Origin of the sequence: Actinoallomurus vinaceus (genome assembly GCF_039542055.1) — a bacterium.
Lineage (GTDB): Bacteria > Actinomycetota > Actinomycetes > Streptosporangiales > Streptosporangiaceae > Actinoallomurus > Actinoallomurus vinaceus.
This window is the reverse complement of sequence record NZ_BAABHK010000010.1, coordinates 237,155-251,460: the sequence shown is the minus strand read 5'-3', so window position 1 is coordinate 251,460 and position 14,306 is coordinate 237,155. Positions and strand designations below refer to the sequence as shown.

Annotated in this window: 17 protein-coding genes; 7 read left to right on the top strand and 10 right to left on the bottom strand. The window is 69.5% G+C overall.

What is annotated here, in order from left to right:
• The first annotated feature begins 24 nt into the window (after positions 1-24).
• Positions 25-1,074 carry a hypothetical protein gene (locus ABEA24_RS32160; protein ID WP_345435285.1) on the top strand — a complete coding sequence of 350 codons (1,050 nt, stop codon included), beginning with the start codon at positions 25-27 and terminating at the stop codon, positions 1,072-1,074.
• Positions 1,075-1,101: 27 nt separating this feature from the next.
• Here ABEA24_RS32160 and ABEA24_RS32155 read toward each other — a convergent pair whose 3' ends face one another.
• Complete coding sequence (locus tag ABEA24_RS32155) at positions 1,102-1,665, bottom strand: TetR/AcrR family transcriptional regulator (RefSeq protein WP_345435283.1); 564 nt, start codon at positions 1,663-1,665, stop codon at positions 1,102-1,104.
• 110 nt (positions 1,666-1,775) lie between these two features.
• Here ABEA24_RS32155 and ABEA24_RS32150 point away from each other — a divergent pair, with 110 nt between their 5' ends.
• Positions 1,776-2,819: an aldo/keto reductase gene (locus tag ABEA24_RS32150; RefSeq protein ID WP_345435281.1), complete on the top strand. Its 1,044-nt coding sequence runs from the start codon at positions 1,776-1,778 to the stop codon at positions 2,817-2,819.
• A 36-nt stretch (positions 2,820-2,855) separates the two neighbouring features.
• Here ABEA24_RS32150 and ABEA24_RS32145 read toward each other — a convergent pair whose 3' ends face one another.
• The 3 genes from ABEA24_RS32145 to ABEA24_RS32135 form a co-directional block, all read right to left on the bottom strand.
• On the bottom strand, positions 2,856-3,437 hold the full coding sequence (locus tag ABEA24_RS32145; protein ID WP_345435279.1) for a TetR/AcrR family transcriptional regulator: 582 nt from the start codon (positions 3,435-3,437) through the stop codon (positions 2,856-2,858).
• Between the two features lie 2 nt (positions 3,438-3,439).
• Complete coding sequence (locus ABEA24_RS32140; protein ID WP_345435277.1) at positions 3,440-4,087, bottom strand: hypothetical protein; 648 nt, start codon at positions 4,085-4,087, stop codon at positions 3,440-3,442.
• Positions 4,088-4,187: 100 nt separating this feature from the next.
• Positions 4,188-4,643 carry a nuclear transport factor 2 family protein gene (locus tag ABEA24_RS32135; RefSeq protein ID WP_345435275.1) on the bottom strand — a complete coding sequence of 152 codons (456 nt, stop codon included), beginning with the start codon at positions 4,641-4,643 and terminating at the stop codon, positions 4,188-4,190.
• 199 nt (positions 4,644-4,842) lie between these two features.
• Between ABEA24_RS32135 and ABEA24_RS32130 the strand changes: the two genes are divergently transcribed.
• Positions 4,843-5,424 carry a CGNR zinc finger domain-containing protein gene (locus ABEA24_RS32130; protein WP_345435273.1) on the top strand — a complete coding sequence of 194 codons (582 nt, stop codon included), beginning with the start codon at positions 4,843-4,845 and terminating at the stop codon, positions 5,422-5,424.
• Between the two features lie 294 nt (positions 5,425-5,718).
• Here ABEA24_RS32130 and ABEA24_RS32125 read toward each other — a convergent pair whose 3' ends face one another.
• The gene (locus tag ABEA24_RS32125) at positions 5,719-6,090 is read right to left on the bottom strand and encodes a hypothetical protein (protein WP_345435271.1); all 372 of its coding nucleotides are present in this window, start codon (positions 6,088-6,090) and stop codon (positions 5,719-5,721) included.
• A gap of 149 nt (positions 6,091-6,239) precedes the next feature.
• Here ABEA24_RS32125 and ABEA24_RS32120 point away from each other — a divergent pair, with 149 nt between their 5' ends.
• Both ABEA24_RS32120 and ABEA24_RS32115 read left to right on the top strand, forming a co-directional pair.
• Positions 6,240-7,379, top strand: coding sequence for a helix-turn-helix domain-containing protein (locus ABEA24_RS32120; protein ID WP_345435269.1), 1,140 nt, complete (start codon positions 6,240-6,242; stop codon positions 7,377-7,379).
• Complete coding sequence (locus ABEA24_RS32115; RefSeq protein ID WP_345435267.1) at positions 7,380-8,582, top strand: methyltransferase domain-containing protein; 1,203 nt, start codon at positions 7,380-7,382, stop codon at positions 8,580-8,582.
• Positions 8,583-8,658: 76 nt separating this feature from the next.
• Here ABEA24_RS32115 and ABEA24_RS32110 read toward each other — a convergent pair whose 3' ends face one another.
• Entirely contained in the window at positions 8,659-9,054 is a 396-nt protein-coding gene (locus ABEA24_RS32110) for a VOC family protein (RefSeq protein ID WP_345435265.1), read from the bottom strand.
• Positions 9,055-9,226: 172 nt separating this feature from the next.
• Entirely contained in the window at positions 9,227-9,826 is a 600-nt protein-coding gene (locus tag ABEA24_RS32105) for a helix-turn-helix domain-containing protein (RefSeq protein WP_345435263.1), read from the bottom strand.
• 77 nt (positions 9,827-9,903) lie between these two features.
• On the opposite strand from ABEA24_RS32105, the gene ABEA24_RS32100 reads away from it, so the two are divergent.
• Positions 9,904-10,923 (top strand): NAD(P)/FAD-dependent oxidoreductase, encoded by a 1,020-nt coding sequence (locus ABEA24_RS32100; protein WP_345435261.1) that lies wholly within the window; start codon positions 9,904-9,906, stop codon positions 10,921-10,923.
• Between the two features lie 20 nt (positions 10,924-10,943).
• Complete coding sequence (locus ABEA24_RS32095) at positions 10,944-11,570, top strand: class I SAM-dependent methyltransferase (RefSeq protein WP_345435259.1); 627 nt, start codon at positions 10,944-10,946, stop codon at positions 11,568-11,570.
• 63 nt (positions 11,571-11,633) lie between these two features.
• Here ABEA24_RS32095 and ABEA24_RS32090 read toward each other — a convergent pair whose 3' ends face one another.
• The 3 genes from ABEA24_RS32090 to ABEA24_RS32080 all read right to left on the bottom strand — a co-directional run bounded on the left by ABEA24_RS32090 (position 11,634) and on the right by ABEA24_RS32080 (position 14,247).
• Entirely contained in the window at positions 11,634-12,059 is a 426-nt protein-coding gene (locus ABEA24_RS32090; protein WP_345435505.1) for a VOC family protein, read from the bottom strand.
• 108 nt (positions 12,060-12,167) lie between these two features.
• The gene (locus ABEA24_RS32085; RefSeq protein ID WP_345435257.1) at positions 12,168-12,848 is read right to left on the bottom strand and encodes a DUF899 family protein; all 681 of its coding nucleotides are present in this window, start codon (positions 12,846-12,848) and stop codon (positions 12,168-12,170) included.
• Between the two features lie 124 nt (positions 12,849-12,972).
• Complete coding sequence (locus ABEA24_RS32080) at positions 12,973-14,247, bottom strand: outer membrane protein assembly factor BamB family protein (protein ID WP_345435255.1); 1,275 nt, start codon at positions 14,245-14,247, stop codon at positions 12,973-12,975.
• Positions 14,248-14,306: the final 59 nt, after the last annotated feature.

Here is a 14,306-nt window from a genome sequence, read left to right as displayed (position 1 = left end):
CACCGGATCGCAAGACTCGACGCCATGACGGATGGAGACCGCCGGGAAGCGACCCGGCTCGAACCGAGCGGGCGGCCGGACACCGCCGGGCCGCCACTGCGCCGGCGCGTCGCTCCGGCCGTCGCGCTGTTCCTCCTCGCCCCGGCCATCGGGGAACTGCTCCTGGGCAATGTCCGGCTCGGGGAGGCGGTCGCCACCTTCCCCCTCCTCGGCCTCATGTACGGCGGCGGCGCCCTGCTCATCCGCGAGACCGCCCGGCGCGCCAGGCGCGGACCGACGACCATGCTCATCCTCGGCGTCGCGTACGGGCTCGTCGAGGAGGGCCTGGCCGACCAGATGCTGTTCCACCGGTACTACGCCGGCAACGACGAGATGGGCGACACCTATATTCCGGCGCTTGGGATGGGCGGCTGGCTGACCATCGGCGTCCTCACCATGCACGCCGTGTGGAGCACCAACGTCGGCATCGCGCTGATCGAGGCGCTCGTACCCGAACGCGCCGAGAAGCCCTGGCTGGGCCGGACCGGACTCGGCATCACCGCCGCGCTCTTCGCCGTCGGCGTCGTGGTGGTCACCTGGGGCAGCTACCACGACGAGCACTTCTTCGCCGCGCCCGAACAGCTGCTGGGGTCCGTGGCCGCCATCCTCGTCCTGGTCGTGGTGGCCTTCCGCCGACGACCCGCGAGCGCGCTTCCCGGCGCCGCACCAAGGCCGTCGGTCGTCGGGGTCGTCGCCTTTGTTGCTTCCGGCGCGTTCATGATGACCGAGGACCTGCCGGGCTGGTGGAGCGCTGCCGCGGTGGCCGCGCTGCTCACCGTCACGATCGCCGTGATCGGCGGCCGATGGTCCCGGCAGCGGAACTGGGGCCGGGCGCACCGGCTCGCCCTCGCCTCAGGCGCCCTCCTGACGTACGCGTGGGTGGGAATCGGCATGCGCCCCGAATCGGGCCCGAAGCGGACCGCCGACTACATCATGAACGCCATCCTCGCCCTCGCCGCCGTTGCCCTTGTCATCGTCGCCGCCCGACGGTCCCGCACCCTCGAACATCCCCCGCCCGTCGGTGCAGAACGCTGAGCAAACCACCGAGCGGAGCCGCTCGGATCAGTGGCCGGGGCTGAGGCCGGCGATGGCGAGTTCCATGAGCCGCCGGGCCTGTTCCTTGCCCTCCTCGCCGGGAGGGACGCGCCACAGGAAGCCCATCAACAGGAGGACGTCGGCCGCGTCGAGGCCGGGGCGGACGCTGCCATCCTCCTCGCACGCGCGTAGCAGGATCGCGACGGCCGCCGTGACGGGCGCGGCGGTCTGGTTGACCGCGTGCTGGACGGCGGCGGTGTGCAGGGCCTCGCCCAGCCCGTGCTTGAGGCGGACGTAGTCGGCGAGGGTGTGGAACCAGACGCGGAAGGCGTCCAGCGGAGCGTGCGCGGCCAGGACGTCGGGGACAGAGTCGACCAGGCGCTGCACGTCGCGCCGGTAGACCGCGAGGATGAGGTCCTCGCGCGTCGGGAAGTGGCGGTAGAGCGTGCCGGCGCCCACGCCGGCCCGCTTGGCGATGGCGTTGAGCGAGGTCGTCCCCGATTCGGTGAACGCCTCATGGGCGACCTGGAGGATGTGCTCCCGGTTCTTCAGCGCGTCGGCGCGTGCGGGTTCGTTCGCGGACTCGGCCACGAGAAACCTCCAGGTGGGGACAGGCCGTCTTGATAAGCGGAGAGTTCTCCGGTACGTTTCGAGATGTCGCGGAGAACTCTCCGTTTCGGTTCTCACTCTAGGAGCACCCTGTGCGCTACATCAAACTCGGCACCAGCGGCCTCGACGTCTCCCCGATCGCGATCGGCGCCATGACGTACGGCGAGCCGCGCCGCGGGCACCCGGTCTGGTCGCTGGACGAGGAGGCCAGCCGCCCGCTGATCAGGCACGCCATCGAGGCGGGCATCAACTTCTTCGACACCGCCAACGTCTACTCCCAGGGTTCCAGCGAGGAGATCCTCGGCCGGGCCCTGAGGGACTTCGCCGACCGCGACGACGTGGTGATCACCACGAAGGTCCGGCATACGGTGCGCTCCGGCCCCAACGGCGGGGGACTGTCCCGCAAGGCGATCATGAGCGAGATCGACCACAGCCTGCGGAGACTGGGCACCGACCACGTCGACGTCTACATGATCCACCGGCTGGACAACGCGACCCCGCTGGAGGAGACCCTCGAAGCGCTACACGACGTCGTCAAGGCGGGCAAGGCCCGCTACCTCGGCGCCTCGTCGATGCGGACCTTCGAGTTCGCCAAGGCTCTTCACCTGCAGAAGGCCAACGGCTGGGCCCGATTCATCACGATGCAGGACCACTACAACCTCCTCGCCCGCGAGGAAGAGCGCGAGATGCTGCCGCTGTGCGCGGACGAAGGCATCGGCACCATGGTCTGGAGCCCGCTGGCCCGCGGCCGGCTCGCCCGCCCCTGGAAGGCCGAGACCACCCGCTCCACCAGCGATCCCTTCGCCGACATGCTCTACACCGACCTGACCGCCGACAGTGACCGCGCGATCATCGACGCGGTCGGCGAGATCGCCGAGGCCCATGGCGTCTCCCGCGCCCAGATCGCGCTGGCGTGGCTGCGCCACAACCCCGTCGTCGCCGCGCCCCTGGTCGGCGCGAGCACGGCGTCCCAGATCGATGACGCCGTCGCCTCCCTCGACATCGACCTCACCGCCGAGGAGATCGCCCGGCTCGAGCGTCCGTACACCCCGCGTCACGACTTCCAGGGCATCTCCGACGACGCCCTGCTGGAACGCATCAAGGCTCAGATCCCGGGCTTCGTCCCCGCGGCCTGACCGGCGTCGCCATTGCCGGCAGGCGGGCGTGGGTCGTCAGGACGGGACCTTCCGGGACCCCAGGTCGCGGTACGTGGCGTCGAGCGCGTCGATGAGATGGTCGAAGGTCACGTCCAGGGACTCGGGAAGGCCGAAGCCGCCGGCCGTCTCGAGCGAGACCAGACCGTGGCAGACGGTGCGCCACATGCGGATCGCGTGGATCAGGTCCGAGCCCTCCAGGCCGTACCCGTTCAGCGCGGCGGCGGCGACGGTGACGGCCTGGTCGCTCACGAGGGTGTACTCCTGATCTCCGGGCGTCGGGGCCTGCACGCTCGCGGCGTAGCGGCCCGGATGGGCGAGTGCGTAGGTGCGGTACGCCTTCGAGACGGCCCGCAGGCACTCCCGGCCGGTCAGCCCGACGGCGGCCCTCGTCAAGGTGTCGGTGAGTTCGCGGATGGCCAGCAGGGCGACGTCTCTCTTGACGGCTTCGAGCCCGCTGACGTGCTTGTACAGGCCGGGGAGGGAGACGCGGCACCGCTGGGCGACCGCCGCGAGGGTGAGCCGGTCCAGGCCAACCTCGTCGGCGACGGCCGCCGCCTCGGCGACGATGCGGTCGGGGGTGAGTCCAACGCGGGGCATGGTCACCGACCGTATCGCCCGAGCACGATCCCGGCGCCGGTGACGAAGACCAGCAGCAGGATCAGGGCGGGAGCGGCCAGCAGGGCCAGGCCCTGCAGGAGGAACAGGTAGACGACGCCGCTGGCCGCGATGGAGACGGCGAGGGCGACTCCCGTCCAGCGCAGCCAGCGGGGGACAGCCCCCGACACGGCGGTCGCGGCGCCGACGACGGCCAGGGCGAGCATCTTGACCCCGTCCAGCCGGTCGCCCGCCTGGAACAGCAGGTGCGCGGTGCCGGGCGCGGTCGCCCCCGACAGCGCCAGACCGAGTACGAACTGCACCAGCGAGATGACCGCGGCGGCCACCCCGGCGACCCCGATGACCTTGGCGGCGCTGACCGCTCCGGAACGGGAGACGGCCTTGGCCAGCAGCACCGAGACGATCGCCAGGCCTGCGGCCGGCAGGCCCTCGGTGAGGGTGAACTGGGCCGCCACGACGCCTTCGTGCCCCGCGATGGCGGAGACGATCTCGCGTCCCGACGCGGTGAGCTTCGGGCTCGGCGTCCCGACGGACAGCCCGGCGACCCAGGACAGCGCGTACGCGGCGCCGGTGACGGCGGGAACGGTGAGCAGGCGGTGGGGCCGGTCGGGGGTGGTGGCCGTGACGTTCATTCGTACTCCCAGGCGATGCGCGCGGTTAATGCGACTAACTTCAAGTTAGTCGCATTAACTTCTGTCCGCAAGGGGGCGGTGTCGCGGGCGGCCCCGTCGGCTACCGCAAGGGGAAGTCGAGGTCTCGTTCGTCGTCGCCGCGCGGGCCGAAGATCCGCCGCTCGTCCGCGGTGATCGGGACGTCGTTGATGCTGGCCTCGCGGCGGCGCATGTAGCCCTCCGCGTCGAACTCCCACTGCTCGTTGCCGTAGCTGCGCCACCACTGGCCGGAGGCGTCGCGGCACTCGTACTGGAAGCGGACCGAGATCCGGTCGTCGGTGAACGCCCAGAGGCTCTTGCGAAGGGCGTACTCCTGCTCGCGCTCCCACTTGCGGGTCAGGAGCGCCACGATCTCGTCGCGGCCGGTGACGAACTCAGATCTGTTGCGCCAGACCGAGTCCGGCGTGTACGCGGCGGCGACCCGCTCGGGGTCCCGGGTGTTCCAGGCGTCCTCGGCGGCCTGGACCTTCTGCCGCGCGGTCGCCTCGGTGAAGGGAGGTACGGGTGGGCGGCTCATGATGCCTCCTGCTCTGGTCGGGCCGTGGCGACCGGGAATGTCGGCCTCTACCGAGCGTAGTTGTAACGGGTGGATCGCCTTGCTGGCGTTAGAAGTGAAGCATGGCCATCTAACGGATGCAAATCGATGAAGGCGTTAGAATCCATGGAGGCGGTCGCCGTTACGGTGGACCGTCGGTGCGAGGAGGAGATGAGGTGCCGTGAGCGAGGACTTCGCGCTGATGCTGCCGGACGAGCCGGTGCCCGTGCGCCTCATGAACACCGTCTGGGCCGACCGGGCCGGTGTCCACGACGCGCTCCGCACCCCCGATGACCTGTGCGCGTGGCTGCGGGCGACCGGCGAAGACGCTTGCGGAGAGGTCGACCGACGGGACGTCGAGACGTTCCGCTCGCTCCGGGACGCTCTTCGCCGCCTCGCCGCACTCCTCACCGAGGACTCCCGGGAGACGGCGGCCTCTCCCACCGAAGACGTCGAGCAGGCCGCCGCCGACGTCAACCAGGCGGTCACCCGCGCCACCACGTGGCCGCAACTGAGCGTGCGGGACGGTCGCCTGCGACGCTCGTCGACCGGCACCGAGTCCGTGGCGGCACGATCGCTGTCGGCCGTCGCCGCGGAGGCCGTCGACCTGTTCACCGGCCCGGACCAGGAACGCCTGCGCGCCTGCTATGCCCCCGGATGCGTTTTGTACTTCGTAAAGGACCACCCGCGCCGCGAATGGTGCTCCACGGCCTGCGGCAACCGCGTGCGCGCGGCGCGGCACTACCGGCGCCACCGGTCCTGAGACGCCGCCGTCAGCCTCTCGCGCAGTTCGAAGGCGGTCGCCGCCACTTCCGTACGGTCGCGCCCTCGTACGGCGATCCAGACGCGAGCGAAGGGATCATGGATGAATCCCCAGCGCGGGAACTCTCTCCGCAGACGGGCCAGCCACGGTGTCGCGTCGGTCCCATGCGGATCCGCTCGCCGTACGAGGCACTCCTGATCGATGCGGGTCTCGGCCGCCGGCGGGTCGGTTCGTCGCCGTGGGAGCCCCTTCCGAACGCCGCCCGTCGGGCCCTGGAAGCCGATGGGCTCCATGTCATTCGTCTTCGTCGTCGATGCGGAGGACCTTCGCCATCAGGTCGGCCGCGTAATCGATCTCCTCGGCCGCGCACAGGTGCTCCGTCTCCAGTGGCGCGTCCCGCGTCGGGCCCGTCCAGCACCAGTACCAGTTGAGCGAGCCGTCCTCGTGCCCGCACAGCGCTACGTACTGTGACAGGCCTGGATTCATGGCTCTGCCCGCCGGGTCGTCCGTCCGCGACGCCGCAGGGTTCCACGCCACCAGCGCCCCGGTGCCGATCCGTACGGTGAGGCCGCGTTCGGCCAGCGCTGCGGACAATTCGTCGAGCCGGGTCTTGACCAGCCAGGACCTGTCCATGGACGTCGGGGAATCCGGTTCTTCTTCGTGCACTGATCCCGCCTTTCGATCATCTACACCGGCTGGCAAGATCGACCTTTTCTATTTCGATCACTCCCGGTCGTCTACGCCGTTGACTCATCGTTTCGGCCACTATCCGTAATCGGGTAGTGCGTAATCGCGATCGGCTATAGCCTGCGGCCGTGGAAGCGCGGAGCCTGGCTCAAGCTCTTAAATTGATCATGAAAAGTCGCGAGTGGACTCAGACGGAAATTGCCCGTGAACTGGGCGTCTCCCAGGTCTGGGTCTCGCAGGTCTCGCGCGAACAGCGCGATACCGGGATAACTAAGGCAAGTCGGCTTCTAGCGCGCGTAGGCTGGGAGCTGCGCATAACGCCCATAGGGGAGGAAGACGATCCGGTGAAGCGGAGATCATTCATCGCCGCAGCGGCGTCCGTCACGTTCCTGCCATCGGCGAAGGCCGGCCCCTATCAAGATCCGGAATATCTGCGCGCTCTCGCGACGCAACTCCGTGCGACGCAGTACGAGATCGGCGGGGTTCCCTTGGTGGCGGCCGCTTCACGGCACCTGAACAAGATCGGGCAGGCGGTCAATGCGCGTGATCGAGACCTTCAGGTGGCGGCTGCGGGTCTCGCGCGTGCGGCCTCCCACGTGCTGCATGACGCACGGCTGTTCGGCAAGGCCGAGAACGCTGGAAATCTGGCGTTGGTCCTGGCGCAACGGGCGGATCATGTCGACGACACGGCCAACGCGCTGGAGCTGATGAGCCAGGTCAGCTCTTATCGCGGTGATTACCATCGGGCGGCCATGTACGCACAGCGTGGTCTCACCCTTTCGGGGCTCACAGATGAGCTGAAGGCGCGGCTGAGCGTTCGGCTCGGGGTCAGTCTCGCCAAAACCAGTGCGCATGGGGTCGAGCGAAGGTCGCGTCACATGCTCGACGTGGCGCACGAGTTCGATGGCACTTCGCCGGGAACGGCTGCGATGATCGTTGGAAGCTCCGGCATCGCCCTCAGTCGCTTCGGGCGCCATGAAGAGGCGGGTGACCATCTCGACGAGGCGGTACGCCTTTTCGATGGGATCCCATTTTTGCGGGGAATGTGGCTCGCGGAAAATGCGAAGGCGGCGGTGCGGGCGGCCGATCCGGGCAAGGCGGCGGACCAGATGCACGCCTTGGCGCGAGTCAGCCCGCTGATCACCTCATCTCGCTTCGATCAGAAGGTGAGCGACATCATCGCGGCCTCTAGTCGATGGGCGAGTGTTCCGGAGATGCGGGACGCGCGTGAGCAACTGCGGGCCATCCAGCCTTCGGCGAAGGCCTGAGTGGGTTCCCGACGCTTAGGCGCGGCGGAGGGCGCGCCGGAGTGGCTCGGCGCGCTCGTCGGGCGAGGCGAGCTGTCCGCGGAGTGGGGTGGAATCCTTGAGGAGCTTCCGCGTCGTCTGTTCCTTCCGGATCTGATCTGGCCTTTCGACCCGGAGACAGGGGCGTACCCCGCCGTCGACCGGCGGGAGGATCCGCAGGCGTGGGAGCGATGGGCCGCGGCCGACACCGCGATCGTCACCCAGTGGGACGACGGCGCACATGCCGGCCGTACCCCGGGTGAGACGCCGACCTCGTCCGCGCCGACACCGTCGATCGTCGGCGTCATGCTGCAGGATCTGGACGTTCGACCGGGGCATCGGGTGCTGGACGCGGGTACCGGCACCGGCTGGACGACGGCCCTTCTCGCGCGGCGAGCGGGCGCGGGAAACGTCACCGGTGTCGAGATCGATCCGCAGGTCGCCGAGGCGGCTGCCCGGCGCTTTTCGGCGATCGGGATCGATGCCGTGGTGGTGACCGGCGACGGCGGGCAGGGCCGGCCGGTGAATGCCCCGTACGACCGGGTCCAGAGTACCTATGCCGTACGGCGGGTTCCGGCGGCGTGGATCGAGCAGACGCGACCCGGCGGTCTGATCGTGGTGCCGTGGGGAACGCGGTACGCCAACGTGAACGCGGTCGCCCGGCTGCGGGTCGACGCCGATGGGGCGGCGCGCGGGCGGTTCACCCGCCTGGTGGAGTTCCTGCTCGACCGGCGGCAGCGGACGACGTCGCCCGCGCACGAGGAGTACCTGCCCGGTGGTGCGTGGCCCGCGACCGTACGGGAGTCCGGGACCACGCTGCCGCTGGACGAGCTCTCAGCGGCCGAGTTCGTCATCGGGCTGCGGGTGCCGGACATCGCGCACACCGTCAGCGTGGACGATCAGGGCACGGCCCTGTTCTGGCTGCACGGGCTGACGGACCGGTCCTGGGCCGTCGCGTTCTTCTGCCAGGACGGACGTACCGAGTTCGACGTTCTCCAGGACGGCCCGCGGAGCCTGTGGGACGAGGTCGAGGCCGCGTGCCGGTGGTGGGAGCGGGAGCACCGGCCGGCCGCGACCCGGTTCGGTCTCACGGCCGGACCGGACGGGCATCAGGTCTGGTTGGACTCCCCGGACCGGATCGTCTCGCTCGCGGGGACGAACTCTGAGCTCGAAACGAAGGCGTGATCCGTAGCCTCACCGAGGTCTTCTCGGCAACGTCATGGTCGCGGTGTGCGACGGGGCGCGGGGGCCCGCTCGCGGCCTAGTTCTGCGGTGCCAGGGTGCGCAGGACGTCGAACTCGTTGCCCTCGGGGTCTGCCATGACCACCCAGTTTCGGTCTGAGCCCTGGCCCACATCCGTCTTGGTGGCGCCGAGGCCGAGCAATCTGGCCACCTCGTCCTCGGTGCTGCCGTCGATCGGGCTTACGTCGAGGTGAAGCCGGTTCTTCACGGTCTTGCCCTCGGGCACCTGGATGAACACCAGGGTGGGCGGCATCTGGCGGGCCCGAACATCCTCGACGGTCGGCACCCAGGAGCCGATCTCGACCTTGCCCTCGCTCCGGTCGATCACCTTGAAGTCCAGGACCTCGCACCAGAAGGCCGCGAGCCTCTCCGGATCGTGGCAGTCAACGACCAACTCGGTGAACCTACTTGTCATGACTCTCCCAGATAGTGCGGACGAGGCTCAGAGTATGCCGCCCGTCCGGCAGATCCGGGATCTTCCTGACTGGGGACATCGGACGGGCTTGACTCGTCATCAGATACGCAAGAAGCGACATCCTCGGCTGAACGAAGATCACGAACTGTCACGAAACATCATAGAGAAGGGCTCACGGTCCGGATCGGTCCTTCGTCTTGGGGCGGGCGCGGAGGTGGGCGCGTTCGCCCTGGGTGCCGAACAGGCTGAGGAACTCGACGGGTTCGGCGTCGGCCGCGCCGAACCAGTGCGGCACGCGGGTGTCGAACTCGGCGGCCTCACCCGGTGAGAGCACCAGATCCTGGTCACCGAGGATGAGCCGCAGCCGTCCGTTGAGGACGTAGAGCCAGTCGTAACCTTCGTGCGTCTGCGGATCCGGCTTCCGCCGGGAGCTGTCGGCCGGGATCACGAGCTTGTACGCCTGGATGCCCCCGGCCCGGCGGGTCAGGGGCAGCATGGTCATGCCGTGGCGGGTGAGCGGACGCAGGTGGATGCGCGGATCTCCGGTGGGCGGGGCGTCGACGAGCTCGTCGAGGGTGACGCCGTACGCCTTGGCCAGGGGGAGCAGGAGTTCGAGGGTGGGCCGGCGGGCGCCGGACTCCAGCCGGGACAGGGTGCTCACCGAGATGCCGGTCGCCGCCGACAGGTCCGTCAGAGTGGTCTCGCGTTGCCGGCGCAGCGTACGCAGCCGGGGGCCGACCGCGGCGAGAGCCTGATCGAGGTCGTCGTCCATGCAGCCAGTTTGCCAGAACGGCAACGAAGTTTGCAGAAGTCGCCGATGGGTCCGCATCGTGGTTCCTGGAGGTGGTCATGGTGACCGATCAGCTGAGGGACGGCTATGACGTGGTGGTGGTCGGCGGTGGCGCCGCCGGACTGAACGGGGCGCTGATGCTCGCCCGTTCGCGGAGGTCGGTGGTGGTGATCGATGCCGGCGCCCCGCGCAACGCCCCGGCCACGGGCGTGCACGGGTTCCTGTCGCGGGACGGGATTCCACCGGCGGAACTGCTGGAGCGCGGCCGGTCGGAGGTTCGCGGCTACGGCGGTCAGGTGGTGCCCGGCGAGGTCGACACCGTGGTTCGCGAGGACGACGGGTTCGCGGTGACGCTGGCCGACGGCCGGACGGTCCGTGCGCGACGGCTGCTGGTCGCCACCGGGCTGGTCGACGAGCTGCCGGACATACCGGGACTGCGCGCTCGCTGGGGGCGGGACGTCCTGCACTGCCCGTACTGCCACGGCTGGGAGGTCCGGGACCAGGCCATCGGCGTGCTGGCCACCGGGCCGATGTCGGTGCACCAGGCGTTGATGTTTCGGCAGCTGAGCGACGACGTCACGTTCTTCTCCCACACCATGTCGCCGACCGCCGAGGAGGCGGAGCAACTGGCCGCCCGCGGCATCGGCGTGGTGAACGGCGAGGTGGCGTCCCTGGAGATCGTCGGCGACCGCCTCGTGGGAGTACGGCTGAGCGACGGCACGATGGTCGGCCGCGAGGCGCTGGCGGTCGCGTCGCGGATGACGGCGCGCGCCGGTTTCCTGGAGGCGCTCGGACTGCGGCCGGTGGAACACCCGATGGGAGTCGGGGCGAACATCCCCGCCGACGCGACCGGCCGTACCGAGGTGCCCGGCGTGTGGGTCGCGGGCAACGTCACCGACCTCGTCGCCCAGGTCGGCACCTCCGCCGCGGCGGGCGCCGCCGCGGGAGCCCAGATCAACGCCGACCTGATCGCCGAGGAGACCCGCCTGGCGGTCGCCGCCCACCGGGACCCGTTCTCGGCGGAGAATGAGGCACGTCTCTGCGAACAGACGGCGGGCGACCGTCGCCACGGCCTGTGAACCACGGAAGGGAACCCGGCGTGTCCGAGGAGTTCGACCAGAGGTACTGGGAGGACCGTTACCGCGGCCGTACGGCGGTCTGGAGTGGGCGGCCCAACGCGCAGCTGGTGGCGGAGGCCGGGGACCTGACGCCTGGCACGGCACTGGACGCGGGCTGCGGCGAGGGAGCCGACGCCGTCTGGCTCGCCGCGCGCGGCTGGCGGGTGACGGCGGTGGACTTCGCCATCACCGCGCTGAGTCGCGCCCGCGAGCACACCGAGAACCTCGTCGACGGCATCGCGGACCGGATCGACTGGGTACCGGCCGACCTGACCGACTGGACGCCCGCCACGGAACGCTTCGACCTCGTCTCCGCCCACTACATGCACTTTCCGGCGGCTCCGCGCGAGGCGCTGTTCCGCCGGCTGGCGGCGGCGGTCGCGCCGGGCGGCACGCTGCTCATCGTCGGCCACCACCCATCGGACCTGCAGACGATCCAGCGCCCCTTCGGGTCAGAGCGGTTCTTCACGGCCGAGGAGGTCGCGGCCGACCTCGACCCGGACCGGTGGGACGTCGTCGTCGCCGAGGCCAGGCCACGACCGGCCACCGGTGATGACGGCCAGGAGGTCACCATCCACGACGCCGTCCTCCGTGCCCGCAGGCGTTGAGTACGTTACGGCCGGGCCCGGTCTCGCATCGCTGATGCACCCGCCCCGTGGGGCGGGCTCGCGTCAGCCGATCTTTTCGGCCAGGCCGACGATGATGCCCGCGGGGCCGCGGAGGTAGCAGAGCCGGAAGATGCTCTCGTACTGCGCCACCTCGCCGAGGAGTTCGGCGCCGTGGGTGCGCAGGCGGGCGATGGTGTCGTCGATGTCGTCGACGGCGAACATGACGCGATGCAGGCCCAGCGTGTTGGGCGGCGGGTTCTCCGGCTCGGCGGCGGACGCCGCGGGGGTGTGGTATTTGGTCAGCTCCAGCTTGCTGTGGCCGTCCGGGGTCCGCATCATCGCGATGTCGCTCCGGACGCCTTCGAGCCCGACGGTGTGATCCGCGAAAAGGCCTTCGATCTGCGCCTTGCCTTCCAGCTCCATGCCGAGCTCGGTGAAGAACGCGACTGCTGCGTCCAGATCGTCGACGACGATGGCGACGTTGTCCATCCGCTGAATGGTCATGTCTCCGAGCGTAAAGAACGCGGCGAGCCGCCGGTCCGGTGTGCCGGAATATGCCGGCCTGGACACGGTCCCGGGTTTCCCGGGCCGGCAGATCTAGTAGCCGAGCGCGGCCATCCAGTCGCCGCGGCCGTTGCGGGTGAGGTCGAGGATGTGCCACACGGGGCTGAGCAGGTCGACACCGCGCTGGTCGATGTCGTCGGACATTCGGGGGTGCGCCGAGTAGAAGTGGCGCACCGCCCCGTCGTCGTCGCGGGTGAACACCGACACGGTCGAGTCCTGGCCGCCCTCGGCGTCCTCGCTGCCGAAGTCGTACTTGAAGGTGCTGGACCCGGCGCTGAGCAGGCGAAGGTTCGTCCACCGCCGGTCTCGTGCGTGCGCGCGGAGCGTGGGCAGGTCGGCCGCGGCGACGACCGCGAAGTCGACGTTCTGCGCGACGTGGTGGGCGATTCCGTTGAACCCGTCGATCCACATGGTGCACATGGGGCAGGGCCGAGTCTGCCGCTTGCCGTACATGAGGTGGTAGATGACCAGGCCGCGTCCGGGCCCGGTGAACAGTTCGCTCAGTCGCACGCGCGTCACCGGCGCGTCACCGGCCCGCAGGTCGGCAGGGCCTTCCTCGAACACGTACTCGTCGACGACAGGACCGAGCGGCAGCCGACGGCGCAGGTCGGCGACGCGTTCGCGATGGCGCATCAGCTCGATCTCGGCCTGCCGCAGCTCCTCTCGGGCGGCGACGTACTCGGCCGACTCCCCAGCGAGATTGGTCTGACGCATCGCAACCCTCTGGACGCCCGATGTGACTACCGCCCGCTGACCACCGGCTTCTCCTCAACCGTATAACGGGTGGTCGGACGTCGTCGGCGCCGCCCGCCGACGGCGGACACGCTTGCACGCCTTTTCAACGGCTGTGCGTGAGCGCCACCACTCCGGCATCGGTCCGGAGGTAGAGCATCCCGTCGGCCGGCAGCACGGCTTGGCCGTCCTCTTCGTAAAAGGCGCCGTCGGCCTCGCTGCCGAGGAACTCATAGCTGTTGGTGATCTTGTGACCCGTATCCAGCGTCCAGCGCAGTCCACCGGTCGCCGCGTCGAACACCTGGATGACGCCGTCACGCGTGACCGTGTAGATCACGCTGCGGGCGAGCACGGGTGAGCCTGCCTGAGTCGAGGGCAGCCGTACCGACCAGCGCATCTCCCGGGTGGCGATGTCGATGGCCTGGAGTTGCTCGGCCGCACCCGAGCCGGCGATCACGTAGTCCGTGTCGGCCGCCACGGCCACCGCCCGGTCACACCACGGTCGGTCGGCCTCGAGCCGGTAGGCCCATCGTTCGTGGCCCGACCGGGGGTCGAGTCCGACGATCGCCTGAGACCTGGGGTGCCCGTCCCGCTTCCGGGTGACAGGTGCCCACACAAGTCCCTCGGCCACCACCGCGTGTACCGGACGGAACAGAAAGCCGTCCGTGAACTCGGTGTCCTCCTCATGGTCGGAGCGCTCGAACGTCAACTCGCCCGTTTGCACGTTGAAGCCGGCCAGGCCACAGTCCGTCCGCTGGCTTTCGCTGCCGAACGCGGCGTATGCCAACCCATTCGGGGCGATGGCCGGATCGACCCGCAGCCAGCCTTCGAAAACGTCATCCTTACTCCGCCAGACCTCGGTCAGCTCGGGAAGTCGCAGCACCCGCACGCCGGCGCCGATGTCCTGGAGCAGCAGCAGGTCTCCGACGACCGTCGGGCAGCCACCGTTCTTGATCGTGCGCACGACCTCTCCGGACCGCAGGTCGTGCACATAGACCCACCCCGACGACTGTCCCTCCTCCACGAACACCCAGGTGTTCCACACGGCGGGCGCGGTGATGATGCAGGGATCGTCCTCGCCTATCCCCACGATCCAGTCCTCGTCGACCTCGTCCTCGCCGTACTCGTCCTCAAGGTCCTCATCCAGGCCCCGATGAACGTGACGCCAGCGCTCTGCACCGGTCACCGCGTCGAACCCGTAGACGGTGCCGGCCGCATCGGCGACCACCAGCGTGTCACCCGCGAGCACCGGGGCGGTCAAGACGGCCGCGCCCGTCCGCGCGGTCCACGCCACCGTCGCATGGTCCGACAGACCAGTGGCCTGATAAGAGCCGCTGCGTCCGTCGTCGCCGTAGTGCGGCGTGACCGCGAACTCCGTCATCGTCACCCTTCTCCGTTGCCGATCGACTCGATCAAGCAAGATCGACTTTAGGGGGGTGC